17 protein-coding genes are annotated in these 17116 nt (G+C 70.8%); all 17 read right to left on the reverse strand.

Features of this window, described 5'->3' with window-relative positions:
- Positions 1-7: 7 nt before the first annotated feature.
- Positions 8-913 carry a signal peptidase I gene (gene lepB / locus BN6_RS34225; protein WP_015104442.1) on the reverse strand — a complete coding sequence of 302 codons (906 nt, stop codon included), beginning with the start codon at positions 911-913 and terminating at the stop codon, positions 8-10.
- A 4-nt stretch (positions 914-917) separates the two neighbouring features.
- Positions 918-1832 (reverse strand): signal peptidase I, encoded by a 915-nt coding sequence (gene lepB, locus BN6_RS34230; RefSeq protein WP_015104443.1) that lies wholly within the window; start codon positions 1830-1832, stop codon positions 918-920.
- 34 nt (positions 1833-1866) lie between these two features.
- Complete coding sequence (gene rplS / locus BN6_RS34235; protein ID WP_015104444.1) at positions 1867-2226, reverse strand: 50S ribosomal protein L19; 360 nt, start codon at positions 2224-2226, stop codon at positions 1867-1869.
- A 188-nt stretch (positions 2227-2414) separates the two neighbouring features.
- The gene (gene trmD, locus BN6_RS34240; RefSeq protein ID WP_015104445.1) at positions 2415-3155 is read right to left on the reverse strand and encodes a tRNA (guanosine(37)-N1)-methyltransferase TrmD; all 741 of its coding nucleotides are present in this window, start codon (positions 3153-3155) and stop codon (positions 2415-2417) included.
- Positions 3145-3663 (reverse strand): ribosome maturation factor RimM, encoded by a 519-nt coding sequence (gene rimM / locus BN6_RS34245; RefSeq protein WP_015104446.1) that lies wholly within the window; start codon positions 3661-3663, stop codon positions 3145-3147. The genes trmD and rimM overlap by 11 nt, the downstream gene beginning before the upstream one ends.
- 8 nt (positions 3664-3671) lie before the next feature.
- Positions 3672-3911 carry an RNA-binding protein gene (locus BN6_RS34250; RefSeq protein ID WP_015104447.1) on the reverse strand — a complete coding sequence of 80 codons (240 nt, stop codon included), beginning with the start codon at positions 3909-3911 and terminating at the stop codon, positions 3672-3674.
- On the reverse strand, positions 3908-4333 hold the full coding sequence (gene rpsP / locus BN6_RS34255; protein ID WP_015104448.1) for a 30S ribosomal protein S16: 426 nt from the start codon (positions 4331-4333) through the stop codon (positions 3908-3910). The genes BN6_RS34250 and rpsP overlap by 4 nt, the downstream gene beginning before the upstream one ends.
- Positions 4334-4484: 151 nt before the next feature.
- Positions 4485-5240 (reverse strand): LamB/YcsF family protein, encoded by a 756-nt coding sequence (locus tag BN6_RS34260; protein WP_015104449.1) that lies wholly within the window; start codon positions 5238-5240, stop codon positions 4485-4487.
- A complete protein-coding gene (locus tag BN6_RS34265) occupies positions 5237-6013 on the reverse strand; it encodes a CPBP family intramembrane glutamic endopeptidase (RefSeq protein WP_015104450.1) in 777 nt (258 codons plus the stop codon). Before BN6_RS34265 ends, BN6_RS34260 begins: the two co-directional genes overlap by 4 nt.
- Positions 6014-6027: 14 nt before the next feature.
- Positions 6028-6738, reverse strand: coding sequence for a CPBP family intramembrane glutamic endopeptidase (locus BN6_RS34270; protein ID WP_015104451.1), 711 nt, complete (start codon positions 6736-6738; stop codon positions 6028-6030).
- A gap of 96 nt (positions 6739-6834) precedes the next feature.
- The gene (locus BN6_RS34275; protein WP_015104452.1) at positions 6835-7911 is read right to left on the reverse strand and encodes an amidohydrolase family protein; all 1077 of its coding nucleotides are present in this window, start codon (positions 7909-7911) and stop codon (positions 6835-6837) included.
- Positions 7908-9446: a signal recognition particle protein gene (gene ffh / locus BN6_RS34280; RefSeq protein ID WP_015104453.1), complete on the reverse strand. Its 1539-nt coding sequence runs from the start codon at positions 9444-9446 to the stop codon at positions 7908-7910. Before ffh ends, BN6_RS34275 begins: the two co-directional genes overlap by 4 nt.
- Positions 9447-9482: 36 nt before the next feature.
- Complete coding sequence (locus BN6_RS34285) at positions 9483-10040, reverse strand: AAA family ATPase (protein WP_231904823.1); 558 nt, start codon at positions 10038-10040, stop codon at positions 9483-9485.
- Positions 10041-10999: 959 nt separating this feature from the next.
- Complete coding sequence (locus BN6_RS34290) at positions 11000-13354, reverse strand: [protein-PII] uridylyltransferase (protein WP_051076076.1); 2355 nt, start codon at positions 13352-13354, stop codon at positions 11000-11002.
- A gap of 72 nt (positions 13355-13426) precedes the next feature.
- A complete protein-coding gene (locus tag BN6_RS34295; RefSeq protein ID WP_015104456.1) occupies positions 13427-13765 on the reverse strand; it encodes a P-II family nitrogen regulator in 339 nt (112 codons plus the stop codon).
- Positions 13762-15105: an ammonium transporter gene (locus BN6_RS34300; protein WP_015104457.1), complete on the reverse strand. Its 1344-nt coding sequence runs from the start codon at positions 15103-15105 to the stop codon at positions 13762-13764. The genes BN6_RS34295 and BN6_RS34300 overlap by 4 nt, the downstream gene beginning before the upstream one ends.
- Before the next feature lie 430 nt (positions 15106-15535).
- A complete protein-coding gene (locus BN6_RS34305; RefSeq protein WP_015104458.1) occupies positions 15536-17083 on the reverse strand; it encodes an alpha/beta hydrolase in 1548 nt (515 codons plus the stop codon).
- Positions 17084-17116 lie beyond the last annotated feature (33 nt).

Below are 17116 nucleotides of genomic sequence, written 5' to 3' on the forward strand. Positions count from 1 at the left end.
GCCGACCCTATCCCAGCCGCGAACGCCGGATCCGGCCCCTGACCCGCCGGCCGAGCAGCAGCACCGGCCACGCCGCGGCCAGCCCGACCCCGGCCGGCACCGCGTCCTGCCACACCGGCGCGCCCAGCGCCACGACCTGCGGGTTCTGGTCGGACACGCCGCCCCAGCGGCCCGGCGGGAGCACGACCACCCGCGCCTTGCCCACCACCTTGTCCACCGGCACCAGACCGCCCAGCCGGCGGTCGCCCTGGCAGCGCGAGTCGCACGAGTCGTTGCGGTTGTCACCCATCACGAACAGGTAGCCGTCCGGGATCTCCAACTCGTCGTAGGAGTCCTGGAAGCTGCCGCGCCCCGGTTCCCAGTAGACGTACGGCTCGTCCAGCGGCTTGCCGTCGACCAGGAACCGGTTCTTCTCGTCGCAGCACTTCACGGTCTGCCCGCCGACCGCGATGATCCGCTTGACGAAGTCCTCCTTGCTCGCCGTCGGTATCCCGATCAGCGAGCCCAGCCCCTGGAAGAACCCGACCACCGGGTTCGCCGGCTCGGCCGGCGCGAAGTCGTTGTTGATCCAGGTGTCCGGCCCGTGGAAGACGACCACGTCGCCCGGCGTGGGGTCGGTGAAGTCGTAGGTGAGCTTGTCGACCAGCACCCGGTCTCCGAAGCACGGCGAGGTGCAGCCGTGCAGCGTCTGCTCCATCGACTCGGACGGGATCATGTAGACCCGTGCCAGGAATGTCTGGATCAGGAACGCGAGCCCCACCGCGACCACCAGGAGGATCGGCAGCTCACGCCAGAACGAGCCTTTCCCCTTCTTCTTCCGCGACCGTTTCCGGAACTCCTCGATCTTCTCCTCGTCGGAGGAGTGCTCGGGGTCCTCGTCGGACGAACCGCGGGAAGGTGCGACGTCTACCACGCGGTCAGCGTACCGAGCCGGTGTGTGAGGCCCTGGTCAGCCGGCCCCGGAGCCGGCGGCCGAGGAAGAGCACCGGCCACGCGGCGGCCAGCCCGACGCCCGCCGGGATCCCGGACTGCCACGCGGGCGCGCCCATGGCCACTACCTGCGGGTTGTGGTCGCCGATGCCGCTCCAGCGGGCCGGCGGCAGCACGATCGCGCGCGCTTTGCCGATCACTTCGGACTCCGGAACGGCCCCGTTCACGCCGCCGGAACCCTGGCAACGGGAGTCGCACGAGTTCGTCCGGTTGTCACCCATCACCCAAAGGTGTCCCTCGGGGACCTTCACGGGCTCGAACGGGTCCTGGCTCTCCGGGCCGGTGCCGGGCTGCCAGTAGACGTAGGGCTCGTCCAGCGGCTTGCCGTCGACCTTGACCCGGTGCTGCTCGTCGCAGCACTCGACGGTCTGCCCGCCCACGGCGATCACGCGCTTGACGAAGTCGCGCTCGTCCGGCGGCGCGAGGCCGATCAGCGACAGGCCGGACTGGAAGACCCGCACGACGGGGTTGTCCGAGCGGGCCGACTGGAAGTCGTTCGCGGTCCACGCGGGCGGCCCGCGGAAGACGACGACGTCGCCCGGCTCGATGTCGGAGAAGTCGTAGACCAGCTTGTCCACGAGCACCCGGTCGCCGAAGCACGGCGAGGTGCAACCGTGCAGCGTCTTCTCCATCGACGCCGACGGGATCACGTACACGCGCGCGAGGAACGTCTGGATCAGGACGGTGAGCACGAGCGCTGTGCCGAGGAGAACGAGGACCTCGCGCCACAGCGGGGCCTTCTTCTTTTTCTTGCCCTTACCGCCCGATGCCGAGTCCGGAGTGGACTCGGCATCGGGTTCCCGACCGTCTTCGTCAGCGGAGCTGTGCGCGGGTTCTGCCACGTTGGCAGGCTACTGGTCGGGCGTGAACCAGGCGTCAGGAGGCCGGCTTGGCGTCCCGCTTCTCCTTGATCTTCGCGGCCTTGCCGCGCAGGTCGCGCAGGTAGTACAGCTTCGCGCGGCGCACGTCGCCGCGGGTGGCGACCTCGATCTCGGAGATGTTCGGGGAGTGCACCGGGAAGGTGCGCTCGACGCCGACGCCGAACGAGACCTTGCGGACGGTGAAGGTCTCGCGGATCCCGCCGTTCTGGCGGCGGATCACGACGCCCTGGAACACCTGGACCCGCTCGCGGGAGCCCTCGATGACGCGGACGTGGACCTTCAGCGTGTCGCCCGGCCGGAAGCTCGGGATGTCGGAGCGCAGCGACTGGGCGTCAAGAGCGTCCAGGGTGTTCATCGGTGGTCCGTCCTCGTCCTCACGTGTAATGCGTACTCCCCCGAGGCGCGTACTTGCCAAGGTCGCTCATGGCCTTGCCAAGGTGTCACACATCCGCGTGGGGGCGGGCTTTGCGGCGCACCCCGGTTGACCGGGTGCAGCAACCTGTCCAGTGTGCCAGACGAGGCGGGCCGCGACGAAATCGGGGGTTACCGCAGCTCGTCCAGCAGCTTGCGGTCGTGCTTGTCCAGCGCGCCCTCGGGCAGGGCGTCGAGCAGTTCCGGGCGGCGCTCCCACGTGCGGCGCAGCGCCTGGTCACGCCGCCAGCGGTCGATCGCCCGGTGGTTGCCCGAGCGCAGCACGTCCGGCACCGCCAGCTCGCGCCACACCTCGGGCCGGGTGTACGACGGGCCCTCCAGCAGGCCGTCGGAGAACGAGTCCTGCGCGGCCGACGCCGGGTTGCCCAGCACGCCGGGCAGCAGCCGGACCACGGCCTCGACCACGACCAGCACCGCCACCTCACCGCCGACCAGCACGTAGTCGCCGAGGGAGACCTCGTCGACGCGCATCCGGCGGGAGGCGTCGTCCACCACCCGCTGGTCGATGCCCTCGTACCGGCCGCACGCGAACACCAGCCGCGACTCGGCGGCGTACTCGTGGGCCAGCTCCTGGGTGAACGGCCGCCCGGCGGGCGTGGGCACGACCAGCCTCGGCGGCGGGTCGCCCGCGCACACCTCGTCCAGCGCCGCACCCCACACCTGGGGCTTCATCACCATGCCCGGACCACCGCCGTAAGGGCTGTCGTCCACGGCCTTGTGCACGTCGTGCGTCCAGTCGCGCAGGTCGTGCACGCCGACGCTGATCAGGCCCTTGTCGATGGCCTTGCCGAGCAGCGCGGCGCGCAGCGGCTCCAGGTACTCCGGGAAGATCGTGACGACGTCAATCCGCATCGAGGAGACCTTCGGGCGGGTCGAGCACCACGCGTCCACCGCGCACGTCGACGGTGGGCACGATCTGGCGCACGAACGGCACCAGCAGCTCACCGCCCTCCGCGCGGTCGACCACCAGCAGCTCGCCTCCCGGACCGTGCGCGATCTCGCGCACCTTGCCGATCTCGGTGCCGTCGAGCAGTTCGGCCCGCAGACCTTCCAGCTCGTGGTCGTAGAACTCGTCCGGGTCACCGGTCGGCGGCAGGTCATCGGTGCTGGCCAACAGCAGCGTCCCCCGCAGCGTCTCGGCGACGTCCCTGGTCAGGACCTCTTCGAAACGCACCAGCAGCCGCCCGGAGTGGTTCCGGGCGGCTGCGACGGTAACGGTGCGGGACGTGCCGTCGCGCAGCTTCGCGATCAGCGCCGAACCGTGCGCGAACCGCAGTTCGGGCGAGTCGGTGCGCACGTCCACGGCGAGTTCGCCGGTGATCCCGTGCGCCTTGGCCACACGGCCGACGACGACGTCCATGCGCGCGCTCAGCGGTCGGTGTCGACCACGTCGACGCGCACGCCACGCCCGCCGATCCCGGCCATCACCGTGCGCAGGGCCGTCGCGGTGCGACCGCTGCGACCGATCACCTTGCCGAGGTCGTCCGGGTGGACGTGGACCTCGAGGGTGCGACCGCGCCGGGTCGTGACCAGGTTCACCCGGACGTCGTCCGGGTGGTCGACGATGCCCCGAACGAGGTGTTCGAGGGCGTCAGCCAACAAGCTCACGCCTCGTCCTTGGGGGCCTCGGCCTCGTCGCTCTTCTTGGCCTTCTTCTTCGGCGTGGTGGCCTCGGTCGTCGGCGCGTCGCCGGCGGCGGCGAGCGCGGCGGCGAACAGCTCCGCCTTGCTCGTCTTCGGCTCCTTGACCTTCAGCGTGCCCTCGGCGCCCGGCAGGCCCTTGAACTTCTGCCAGTCACCGGTGATCTCCAGGATCCGCTGCACGGACTCGGTCGGCTGCGCGCCGACGCCCAGCCAGTACTGCGCCCGGTCGGAGTCCACCGCGATGAACGACGGCTCTTCCTTCGGGTGGTACTTGCCGATCGTCTCGATGGCCTTGCCGTTGCGGCGGGTGCGCGCGTCGGCGACGACGATGCGGTAGTACGGCTGACGGATCTTGCCAAGCCGCTGAAGCTTGATCTTGACGGCCACGGGTGTGGGTACTCCTCAGGCTCTCGTTTGCTCAGGTGCGGGCACTCCTCGCCCGCGTGGGGCACGAGCGGGAAAGCCCAAAGGTCTGGGCGCCATGGCACGGTGAGAGGGACCGACCGCGGCGAACAACAGGCCATTCTGCCAGACAGGTCTACCCGGCCACGAATCGGCCCACGGCTACGCCCGCCTCGGTCAGCGCTGTCCGCACCGATCGGGCGTGGTCCACGGCACCCGGAGTGTCCCCGTGCAGGCAGATGGAGTCCACCTCGGTGGCGAGGGTCTCACCCGAAATCGCGATCAGTTCACCGCGTCGAGCGAGCCTCAGGACCTGTTCGAGGACTTGCTGCGTGTCGGTCAGCACAGCACCGGGCTGCGTGCGCGGCACCAACGTGCCCTCGGGCGTGTAGGCGCGGTCCGCGAACGCCTCACACACCGCGCGCAGGCCCGCGCGTGACGCGTGGTGCAGCAGACGCGAACCGGGCAGACCCAGCACGGGCAGTTCGCCGAACGCCTTCACGCCCGCCACAACCGCCTCGGCCTGCTTGTCGTGGTGCACGGTCGCGTTGTACAGCGCGCCGTGCGGCTTCACGTAAGACACCGCCGTACCCGCAGCGCGTGCACACGCGTCCAGCGCACCGATCTGGTAGAGCACCTCGTCGGCCAGTTCGGTCGGGTCGGCGTCGATGAACCGCCGACCGAACCCCGCGAGGTCGCGGTACGACACCTGCGCACCCACGGCCACCCCACGCTCAGCGGCCCGCGCACACACCCGACGCATGGTCGAAGGATCGCCCGCGTGGAACCCGCACGCGACGTTCGCACTGGTCACAACGTCGAGCAACGCGTCATCGTCGCCCAACCGCCAGATCCCGAACCCCTCGCCGAGATCGCTGTTGAGGTCGATCACCCCGGCATCACTCCCAACGAGACGAGCAGCAGCGTCAGACCGGGCAGGAAGTTGTTGATCACGTGCGCCACCACGCTCGCCGTGAGCCGGCGGGTGATCAGCCGGGCGATGCCGATCGGCAGGGCGACCACGATCAGCAGCGACGTGCGCAACGGCTCCAGGTGGCTGGCCGCGAAGATCAACGTGGTGAGCACGAAGGCCGCCCACTGGCTCCAGCCCTGGCGCTCGATCGCGCCCCACAACAGCCCCCGGTAGATCAGCTCCTCGCAGATAGGCCCGACGAAGCAGACGTAGAGGAACATCGCGATGGCCGCGCCCAGCGGCAGCGCCGCGCCGTCCACCAGTTCGCCGATCGCCGACGTGGCGTTGTCGGTGCCGACGATCCGCGACCAGATCACCGCGGCCAGGTAGGTCAGCACCATCCCCAGCAGGCCGAGCTTCAGGCCGATCTTGACGTCCGCCCAGTTCCACGACAGCCGCAGGTCGATCAGCGGCCCGTTGCCGCGGACCCGGGTGATCACCACGGCCAGCGCGGCGGCCAGCACCGTGGGCACCATCGAGCCGATCAGGATGAACGCCACCGAGCCGAACGGGTCCGTGCCGTTGGTCGACGCGATCGCCGTGATGAACACCGCCGACAGGATGAAGACCGCTTCGACCAGCAGGAACGCGCCAAAACCCCACCGCTGCCCCACCCGTTCGGGCGACGGCTCACGGCCGACCGCGCGGACTCCGGCGATGAGGCCTGTCGGGGGTTCATCCGGTGGGTTCACAGCAAACACCCTAATCAGGAGGCGCCTACGTAGAGGTAGACGGCGGGGAGCAGGTTGTTGGCGGCGTGCGCGACGACGCTGGCCGAGACGCGGCCGGTGATCATCCGAGCCGCTCCGATGGCGAGCCCTTGGGCGAACAGGCTGATCGTGCGCCACGACTCCTCGTGCAAGAACGCGAAGATCAGCGCCGTAAGACCGAGGATGACGATTTTCGGGACCTTGTAGTGCTCCAACGCGTTCCACAACGCGCCACGGGTGAGCAGTTCCTCGGTGAGCGGCGCGCCGAGGAACACGAACAGGGCCGCCAACGCCAACCACACCGACCTACCGCCGGACAGCGACTCGATCTGGTCGAGCGAGGAGTCCCCGTCGCGGTAGATGGAGAGCAGCAGCACGCCGAGCACCCACGCCGCCAGCAGCGACGCACCGCCGCACAACAGGCCGACCTTGATGTCGTGGGCGCGCGGGACCAGGCCGAAATCCCGGTCAGGGCCGTTGCCGCGCCACCAGGAGAAGACCGCGGGGCCGAGTCCCAGCAGGACGTTCGGCAGGAAGAGCAGCAGCAGCAACGGCCCGAGCACGGGCGGGTCGGTGATGTCGACCTCGGCGAACCGGTCGGCCGTGACGGCCGTGAACACCAGCGTGGACAGGTGGTACCCGGCCAAGCCCACGAAGAAGGCGAGGAAGCCCCAATGCGCCCGCCCGGTGTCCTGCTGTTCCTCCACTCGACCGAACGTAGCGGCACGGCCCGCGACCGCACCGCCCAGGGCGGCCCAAGATCACTCTGACGGACGCGCGCCCGAACGGGAGGGGCCGCGGGATCAGTGGATCCGGCCGCGCAGCATCACCAGGGCCGGGTGGCGCAGGGCGGCGAGGTCGTCGCGCGGGTCGTCCCGGTACACGACGACGTCCGCCGCGGCACCCTCCACCAGGGACGGGAAGCCCAGCCACTCGCGCGCGGCCCAGGACGCGGCGGCCAGCGCGTCGTGCCGGGACAGGCCGACGCCGTGCAGCGCCTGGATCTCGTCCACGATCCGGCCGTGCCTGATGCCGCCGCCCGCGTCCGTGCCCGCGAAGACCGGCACGCTGGCCTCGACCGCGGCCGCGATGACCGCCTTGTTGCGCGCGTAAAGATCACGCATGTGGGTGGCGTACGCGGGAAACTTTTCGGCCCCGGACGCGGCGATGTCCGGAAAGTTCTCGATGTTGATCAGGGTCGGCACCAACGCGGTGCCGGCGGCGGCCATCGTCGCGATGGTGTCGTCGGTCAGGCCGGTGCCGTGCTCGATGCAGTCGATGCCGGCGGCCAGCAGGCCGGGCAGGGCGTCCTCGCCGAACACGTGCGCGGTGACCCGCGCGCCGCCCTCGTGCGCCACCTTGACCGCCCGCGCCAGCACGTCGTCGGACCACAGCGGGGCCAGGTCGCCGGTCGACCGGTCGATCCAGTCGCCGACCAGCTTCACCCAGCCGTCGCCCTGCGCGACCTGCTCGGCCACGGCGCCCGGCAGGTCCTGCTCGTCCTCCAGCTCGACGCCCAGGTACTTGATGTAGCGCCGGGGCCGGGCGATGTGCCGGCCCGCGCGGATGATCCGGGGCAGGTCCAGCCGCTCCTGGAGCGGGCGGGTGTCCAGCGGCGAACCGCAGTCGCGGATCAGCAGCGTGCCCGCCTCGCGGTTGAGCAGCGCCTGCTCGACCGCCTCCGGCAGGTCGACCGCGCCCTTCGAGCCGAGGCCGACGTGGCAGTGCGCGTCGACCAGGCCGGGCACCAGGTAGCCGCCGTCCACGACGGTCCGCGCGCCCGGCACCGGCTGCGTGCGGATGCGGCCGTTGACCACCCACAGGTCGCGCGGCTCACCGCCGTCGGGCAGGACGACACCGCGCAGGTGCAGCCCGGTCACTTCTTCGGGAACTTCAGCTTCGACGGGTCGAACCCGGCCGGGAGCTGGTCCAGCCCGCCGGCGCCCGGCGGCAGCTCCGGCATCCCGCCCGGCGGCAGGCCGGGAGGCATCCCGCCCGGCATCATGCCCGGGAAACCGCCGCGGACCTTCGGCGGCGTCGGGCCGCGCCCCTTGCCCTTCTTCCCCTTCTTGCCCTTGCCCTTCCTGCTGTTGGGCCGGGCACCGGGCAGACCGAACCGGCCGGCCATCTGCGACATCATCTTGCGAGCGTCGAAGAACCGGTTGACCAGGTCGTTCACATCGCTGACCCGGACACCGGAGCCGTTGGCGATGCGCAGCCGGCGGGAGGCGTTGATGATCTTCGGGTCGTCCCGCTCGGCGGGCGTCATGCCCCGGATGATCGCCTGCACGCGGTCCAGGTGCTTCTCGTCCAGGTTCGCGAGCTGGTCCTTCATCTGGCCCGCGCCGGGCAGCATGCCCAGCAGGTTCGCGATCGGGCCCATCTTGCGCAGCGCGAGCATCTGCTCCAGGAAGTCCTCCAGCGTGAGCTGGCCGGACCCCATCTTCACCGCGGCAGCCTCGGCCTGGTCCGCGTCGAACGCCTGCTCGGCCTGCTCGATCAGGGTCAGCATGTCGCCCATGCCGAGGATCCGCGACGCCATCCGGTCGGGGTGGAAGACGTCGAAGTCCTCCAGCTTCTCGCCGTTGGACGCGAACAGGATCGGCTGGCCGGTCACCTCGCGCACGGACAGCGCCGCACCACCGCGGGCGTCGCCGTCGAGCTTGGTCAGCACGACACCGGTGAAACCGACGCCCTCGCTGAACGCGGTCGCCGTGTTCACGGCGTCCTGACCGATCATCGCGTCGACCACGAACAGCACCTCGTCGGGCTGCACGGCGGCGCGGATGTCGATCGCCTGGCGCATCATCTCCTCGTCGACGCCCAGCCGGCCGGCGGTGTCGACCACGACCACGTCGTGCTGGGCCCGCTTGGCCTCCTCGATGCCGCGGCGGGCCACCTCGACCGGGTCGCCCACGCCGTTGCCGGGCTCGGGCGCGAACACCGGGACACCGGCCCGCTCGCCGACGACCTGGAGCTGGGTGACCGCGTTCGGGCGCTGGAGGTCGCAGGCGACCAGCATCGGCGTGTGCCCCTGGCCGCGCAGCCACTTGGCGAGCTTGCCCGCGAGAGTGGTCTTACCGGCGCCCTGGAGGCCGGCGAGCATGATCACCGTGGGCGGGTTCTTGGCCAGGTTCAGCCGGCGCGTCTCGCCGCCGAGGATGCCGACGAGCTCCTCGTTGACGATCTTGACGACCTGCTGCGCCGGGTTGAGCGCCTGGGAGACCTCGGAGCCCTTGGCGCGTTCCTTGATCGAGGCGATGAACGTCCGGACGACGGGCAGCGCGACGTCCGCCTCCAGCAGCGCCACCCGGATCTCGCGTGCGGTGGCGTCGATGTCGGCCTCGGACAGCCGCCCCTTGCCCCGCAGGTTCTGCAGGACCGAGGTGAGCCGGTCGGAAAGGGTGTTGAACACGATGCCGCCAGACCTCGCACGTCGTCGGACCAATGACTACCCGTCAGCGTAGCCGCTCCGGGTGACCGACAGTCGCAGCCGGTCGTCCCGGGTCAGCACGGTCAACGCCTGCCACCCCCGCGGCGCCTTGCCGGCGGCGAAGCGCTCGCGCAGCGCGGCGGCGCGGCGGACGTGCCGCGAGAACGACCGCGACCGGATCAGCCGACCCCGCTGGACCTGCCCGGACAGCGCCTGCTCCGGGCTGGCGTCGAGCCACATGAAGTGCCGGGGCCGCCAGGAGGCCAACCCGACCAGCACCAGCCCGGCACGGGTCGTCGGGCGGGTGGACGGTTCGTGGACGAGGAGGAGGTCGGAGGAGGTCAAGGCGAACCAGAGGATGCGGGAGCGGTGCGCCAAGTGGACCAGCGGACGGTAGAAGCGGTAGGGCAGCGTGGCGGGGAACACGCCCCGGAGGTAGGCGCGCACCTGGTCGGAGTCCAACACGATGGCGGACGCACCCCCGGTGTCGACCCCGGCGAGCAACGTCGTCTTCCCCGCGCCAGGCAGCCCGGCCAGCACAACGAGAGCTCGTGGCGCTACGGCGACGGCGTTCATCACACCCATACTAAAGAGACGTTTCGGACGGCCAGGAGTTCCCGGACACGGCGACAGCCCACCACGAGCCGAAGAGCCGGCCCCCAGTCACAGCGCCCACCCCGACCCACCGCACAACCACACCCCACCCGACCACCACACCCCACCCGACCACCGCGATCCACCCGACTACTGCGTCGTGTCATCCCCGTACGGCCTGCGCGCAGCGAACCGCGCTTGGTCTGGACGTGCAAGCACGCCCTTCGCTTGCACGTCCAGACCAAGGGTGGTTGTCTCCGACCAGGCCGTACGGGGATGACACGACGCCCACCCGCTCACTCATCCTTGGTGGCCTGCCCGTCCGGCGAGGACGCTTTTGGCTTTTGCCGACGGCGTGCGCTTCACCAGCACCTCTGAAGGCTTGTGGCGTGGCCTCCGGCCCCCGACACCATCATCCCATGCACCACCGACAAACGCGCTAACGCTGAGTCCCCACCCCGCGACCCACCCCCGCGACCCACCCCCGCGACCCACCCCCGCGGTCCACCCCCGCGACCCCACCGCGCGAGCCACCCCGCGACCCCACCCTGCGAGCCACCCTGCGACCCACTCTGGGAGCCCACCAAGCCTTCCTTCGGCAATTCGTCGCCACACGCCCCGCGTCCGCGTGACCAGCTTCGCCACCCGACCAAGGCGACCGAAACGACCAAGACGACCTCTGAACCGCCATCCATACAGCTCCGAGCGCGACACACAGAGACCTGCACGACCGCAAGCACAGCACCGCCGTGCCAGCCGCTCTAGAGCAAATCCGGGGGCGGTCCAACCCCTCAGTGGACCGCCCCCGGATCTTTCGTCGGTGACGCTCCTTCCGCCGTGTTCCGGCGGCCCCCTGCGTCACAGCAGAGAGCCTGCCGTGGGACCGGGGTGCAGGTCAGCGTGACGACCCGCGTCGGTTGTGCGTAGAGCTACGCAACCGGTCAGGTGGCTGCCGACAGGACCGCTCGTTCCACCTTCCGGCGGAGTTCCCCGTCCAGGCCGGTTCGGGCCGCTATCGCGAACGCGTCGACCACCGTCGACCCCAGGGTGGACACCCTGGCCCACACCACGTCCACTCCGGACCGTTCCAGCGCGTCCGCGACCTTGTGCAGCAGGCCGATCCGGTCGGCTGCCCGCAACTCCAGCACCACCCCACCTGTCGACTCGTCGTCGAACCACAGCACCTTCGCCGGCGGTGGGTCCTGGGGTGGGCCTCCGTAGTCGCGTTCTTTCGCCGCCAGCTTCTCCCCCAGCGGGAACGAGCCGTCGATCGCCCTGGTCAGTTGTTCCCTCAGCAACGTCACGTCCGGCAGGGAGCCGAACCTCGGCGAGACCGTGAACACGTCCACCGCCGCGCCTTCGTACGAGCGCAGCGCCGCCGTGTGCACCTCCAGCGAGTTCAACGCCAGCACCCCCGCCGCGCGCGACAGCAACCCGGGACGGTCGGGGGCCACGACGGTCACCGTCGCCGCGTGGCCTTGGGGATCGACGAGCACGTCCGGCTTCCCGGACGCCGCCACGGCCACCGCCAAGTCCTGCTGGCGCCGCTCCAACGGCTCGGGCTTGGGCAGGGGGTCGCCCGCCATCGCGGTCCGGCAGCGGGCGACCAGGTCGCCGATCAGCGACGCCTTCCAGTCCGACCACACGCCCGGACCGGTCGCCGAGGCGTCGGCTTCGGCCAACGCGTGCAGCAGTTCCAGCAACACGGCGTCGCCGCCCAGGGTGTCGACCACCCGCCGGACGGTCGCCTCGTCCTCCACGTCCCGCCGCGTCGCGGTGTGCGGCAGCAGCAGGTGGTGCCGGACGAGCGCGGACACCGTCACGACGTCCTGCGGCCACAGGCCCAGGCGTTCGGCGACCTGCGTCGTCAACGCCGCGCCCACCTCCGAGTGGTCCTGTTGACGTCCCTTGCCGATGTCGTGCAGCAACGCCCCCAACAACAACAAGTCCGGTCGGGACACACGGGTGACCAGACGCGCCGCGTGCGCCGTCGTCTGCACGAGGTGCCTGTCGACCGTCCACATGTGAGCAGCGTCGCGCGGTGGAAGGTCGCGCACCGCACCCCATTCGGGGAACAGCCGCCCCCACAGGCCGGTGCGGTCCAACGCCTCCACCACGTCGATCAGGCCCGATCCGCTGCCCAGCAGCGCCAGCAGTTCGTCGCGCGCTTCCCTCGGCCACGGCTGGCGCAGCTCCGGCGCGGTGTCGGCGAGACGGGTCAGCGTCCCGGCCGCGATCGGGTGTTTGGTGCGCGCCGCCGCCGTCGCGACCCGCAGCAGCAGCGCCGGGTCCCGGCTGGGCATCGCGTCCCGGGCCAGCGCCACCTCGGTGCCGTGCAGCACCACCCCTTCGTCCAACGGCCGGCGCGCCGGCGTCCGGCGCAGTGGCGAGCGGGCGAAGACGCCCAGGCCGCGTTTGGGCACGGCGGCACGGGCCGTGCGCATCGACACGTCCACGGCGTACACGATCGTGCGGGCCGCCGACGACATCGCGCGCGCCAGCGCGAACCGGTCGGCCAGCCCCAGCGCGGCGGCGACCTCGTCACCGTCCTGCGCGCGCAGGACGTCCCTCGGCCGCCCTGCCACCCGGCGCAGTTCGGTCCGCACGTCCAGCAGCAGCCGGCGGGCTTCGTCCACGTCGGCCGACGGGCGGTCGGTGAGCTGGGCCGCCGACAGGGCGTCGAGCAGGGTCACGTCCCGCAGCCCGCCGCGCCCGTGCTTGAGGTCCGGCTCGACGCGGTGCGCGATCTCGCCGCTGCGGGCCCACCGCCGTCGCGCCGATTCGGCCAGCTCGTCCAGCCTGGTCCGCGCCCCGGACCGCCACGCCTGGCGCGCACTCTCGGCCAGCCGCCCGCTGACCTCCGCGTCGCCCGCGATGTGCCGCAGGTCGAGCAGCCCGAGCGCGGTCCGCAGGTCGCCGGCCGCGACGCGCAGCGCCTCGCCGACCGTGCGCACCGAGTGGTCCAGGCCGATGCCCGAGTTCCACAGCGGGTACCAGAGCTTTTCGGCGACCGCGTCGACACTCTTGTTCCCGTTGTGCACCAGGACCAGGTCGAGGTCCGAGTACGGCACGAGTTCACGCCTGCCCAGCCCTCCGACGGCAACCAGGGCCAGCCCGCTGCCCCGCCCACCGACACCCGCCTGCGAGGCATGCGCGGTCAACCAGAACTCGTGCAGGTCCACCAGCGCCTCGCGCAGCGACTCCCCCGTCAACCGGCGGCGACCTGGCGCGAGCAGTCGATCCCGTGCCCGCACCAGGTCGTCAGCCGTGACGACGGCCGTCCCGACGTTGTCCACCACGGCCGTCCCCCGTTCCCGCAGAGCCTCCGACAGAGCGTCTTCCACAGAACGCCTCCTACAGAGCGTTCCCTACAGAGCGTCTGATCCGCGCTCCCCGGTCCGCACCCTGATGACCGTGTCCACCGGGGTCACCCAGACCTTGCCGTCGCCGATCTTGCCGGTGCGGGCGGCGTCCACCACGGCATCGAGCACCTTGTCGACGGCCGTGTCTTCGATCAGCACCTCGATGCGCAGCTTCGGCACGAAGTCCACGGCGTACTCGGCACCCCGGTACACCTCGGTGTGGCCCTTCTGGCGGCCGAAGCCCTGCACCTCGCTGACGGTCATGCCGAGCACGCCGAGCTGCTCCAGCGCCGTCTTCACGTCGTCCAGCGTGAACGGCTTGATGATCGCGGTGACCAGCTTCATGACTTGTTGCTCCCCTCAAGCACCGCGGCTGCGCCGGCGGCGACACTGGGCCTGCTGTTGCCGCGCGAGCCGAGGCCGCCGCCGAACTCGTACGCCGTCTCGGCGTGCTCGGCCTCGTCGATACCGCCGATCTCGGCCTCCTCTTCGACGCGGAAGCCGACAGTGAACTTGACCAGGTAGCCGAGGACGAGGCTCAGCACGAACGAGTAGGCGAGCACGGCGCCCGCGCCCACCGCCTGCCGCCACAGCTGGTCCACGCCGCCGCCGTAGAAGAGGCCGTTCACCGCCGCGGGGGCCGCGTCGCTGGCGAACAGGCCGATCAGGATCGTGCCGGATAGGCCGCCGACCAGGTGCACGCCGACCACGTCGAGCGAGTCGTCGAAACCGAAGCGGTACTTGAGACTGACCGCGAGGGCGCACAGCGCGCCGGTGATCGCGCCGATCGCGATCGCGCCCACCGGGGTGACCGCCGAGCACGCCGGGGTGATCGCGACCAGGCCCGCGACGACGCCGGACGCCGCGCCCAGCGTGGTGGCGTTGCCGTCCCGGACGCGTTCCACGGCGAGCCAGGCGAGCATCGCGGCGGAGGTGGCGACGAGCGTGTTGACGAACGTGACGCCGGCCGTGGCGTTCGCGCCGACCGCGGAGCCCGCGTTGAAGCCGAACCAGCCGAACCACAGCAGGCCCGCGCCGAGCACGACCAGCGGCAGGTTGTGCGGCTTCATCCGGTCCTTGGGCCAGCCGACGCGCTTGCCCAGCACGATCGCCAGCGCGAGACCGGCCGCACCGGCGTTGATGTGCACCGCCGTGCCGCCCGCGAAGTCGATGGCGAGCAGCTCGTTGGCGATCCAGCCGCCGGGGTCCACGACGGTGCCGGCGGCGTCCTTGCCGTCGAAGTCGAACACCCAGTGCGCGACCGGGAAGTACACGACCAGCGACCACAGGCCGGCGAACAGCAGCCACGGCCCGAACCGGGCGCGGTCGGCGATCGCGCCGGAGATCAGGGCCACCGTGATGATCGCGAACATCGCCTGGAAGGCGACGAACACGGTGGTCGGGATCGTGCCGGACAGCGCGTCCTTGCCCAGCAGGCCGTCCAGGCCGAAGAACTCGAACGGCTGTCCCAGCAGGCCGGCGCCGACGTCGGTGCCGAACGCGGTGGAGTAGCCGACCAGCACCCAGAGCACACCGACCACGCCGATCGCGCCCAGGCTCATCATCATCATGTTGAGCACGCTCTTGGACCGGACCATTCCCCCGTAGAAGAAGGCCAGGCCCGGTGTCATCAGCAGCACCAGTGCGGAGCTGGTGAGCAACCAGGCGGTGTCCCCTGTATCCACGTCGACCTCCACTGCACGTCGGTTGCAGGGAGCATCGGGACGTCCTGTTTCACCGGGCCGCGCGCCAGGTTTCGCGGCGGTGAACTGTCCGGGGCTTGGTGTTACGGGCAGGTTTCCAGAGGTTGAAGGGCGGACGTTCGCCGGTGATCGTGGCCGGACACCGTGGAATCGCCGGTGACGTTCGGCTCGACCGCACCGCTCCTGTCGGGGGATCGCGATCCTGGAGACGTGCCGGCCACGACGGTGGGTCACTTTCGCGACGTGCGCCCGCAAGAGCCGTCATCCGGCCAGGCAGCCGCCGATGCACCCCAAGCAGCCGGGACAACACGGACGGGCCGCCCCTCGTACGCAACGAGAGGCGGCCCGTCGTGGTGCGGACCGACCGAGCCGACCGGCAACCCAGCCGACCCAGCCGACCCAGCCGGCAGGACTAGCCGAGCCAGCCGGGCAGGCCGGGCTTCGGGCCGGCCGGGAGGCGCGGAGCCTCGGCGACGCGGGCGGCTCCGATCGGCGGTTCGACCGCCGCGCAGCGGGTGCCGTGCCGGGGCACGCGCTGCTGGATCAGGTAGTCGTCGGTCGTCTGCTGGGTGCACTGGCTGCGGTCGTAGACGCCGTGGCCCCAGCCCTCGTAGGTGACCAGGACCGTGGTGTCACGGCTCTGCCGGTTGGCGTTGACGGCCCACTCGTAGCCCGTCGCCGGGTCGTGCAGGGCGTTGAGCATCAGGATCTTGGGCGCGTTCTTGATGTGCAGCCGGTGCTGCGGGTTGTTGACCTTCTCCGGCAGGCCGATGCAGCCGGTCATCGCCGAGTGGCCCAGGGCCGAGCCGCGCATGTGCGGCGCGATCTGGTTGGCCCGGCGGACCAGCGTCGAGAACTCGCGCTGGTTGTGCACCCGGATCCCCCAGTCCTGGCAGAACACGGCCGGGAACGGGTTCTCGACGGTCTCGGCGGTCTTGACGGCGAACGCCGCCGGGGTGGTGGGGGCGGTCGCGAGGTCCAGCAGGAGCTGGGCGAGCGGCTGCCAGCCCGGACCGTAGAACGAGCGGAACGCGACACCGATGATGTCGTCGGCGGTGACCTTGTAGGTCGGGTCGTTCGGGTCGGTGATCTCGCCGCGATCCGCCTTCGCCAGCAGATCGTCCCAGAACTTCGCGACGTCCCGGCCGTGCAGCGCGCACGCCTCGGTCCGGTCGCACCACTTCACGAACTCGGTGAACGAGTCCTCGGCCGTACGCGCCTCGGTCTCGTTGAACCGCCACGTGTCGAGGCTGTGGTCCATGTTGGAGTCGATCACCATCGTGCGGATGTTGCGCCCGTAGCGCTCGGCGTACTGCTGGCCGATGAGCGTGCCGTACGAGACGCCGTAGTAGTTGATCTTCCGCTCACCCAGCGAGCGGCGCAGCGCGTCGATGTCGTTGACGACGCCGATCGTGTCGGCGTGGTCGTACATCGGGCCGGTCTGCGTGCGGCAGTCCGCCGCCAGCTCCCGGTTGTAGCGGCCGAGCTTGTCGAACTCGGCCTGGTTGGTCGGGTACGTCGACGGCTGGCGCAGGAGCACGTCGAGGGAGCACTTGACCGGCCGGCTGCGCGCGACGCCGCGCGGGTCGAAGCCGATGATGTCGAACCGCTCCTGCACGGCGGTGCTGAAGTACCGGTTGGCGCCCAGGGCGAAGTCCACGCCGGAGCCACCGGGGCCGCCGGGGTTGATCACCAGCACGCCGATCCGCTTGGCCGGGTCGGTGGCCTTGCGGCGGGCCACGGCGAGGTCGAACTCCTCGCCGCGCGGCTTGGCCCAGTCGATGGGGAGTCTCAACGTGCCGCACTCGACTTCGGCCAGCTCCGGACACGGCTTCCAGTCGACGGCGGCGGTGTCCGGGCCTTGCGCTTCGACGGGGTCGGCCGAGGCGGTCGACGCCATGCCGACGACGAGCGCGACAGCCGTGCCCACACCGCCTAATGCGCGGATGATCGGTCGCACAGATTCCTCCCTCTGTCACCCGGATGGGTTTTC

The organism is Saccharothrix espanaensis DSM 44229 (assembly GCF_000328705.1).
GTDB lineage: Bacteria > Actinomycetota > Actinomycetes > Mycobacteriales > Pseudonocardiaceae > Actinosynnema > Actinosynnema espanaense.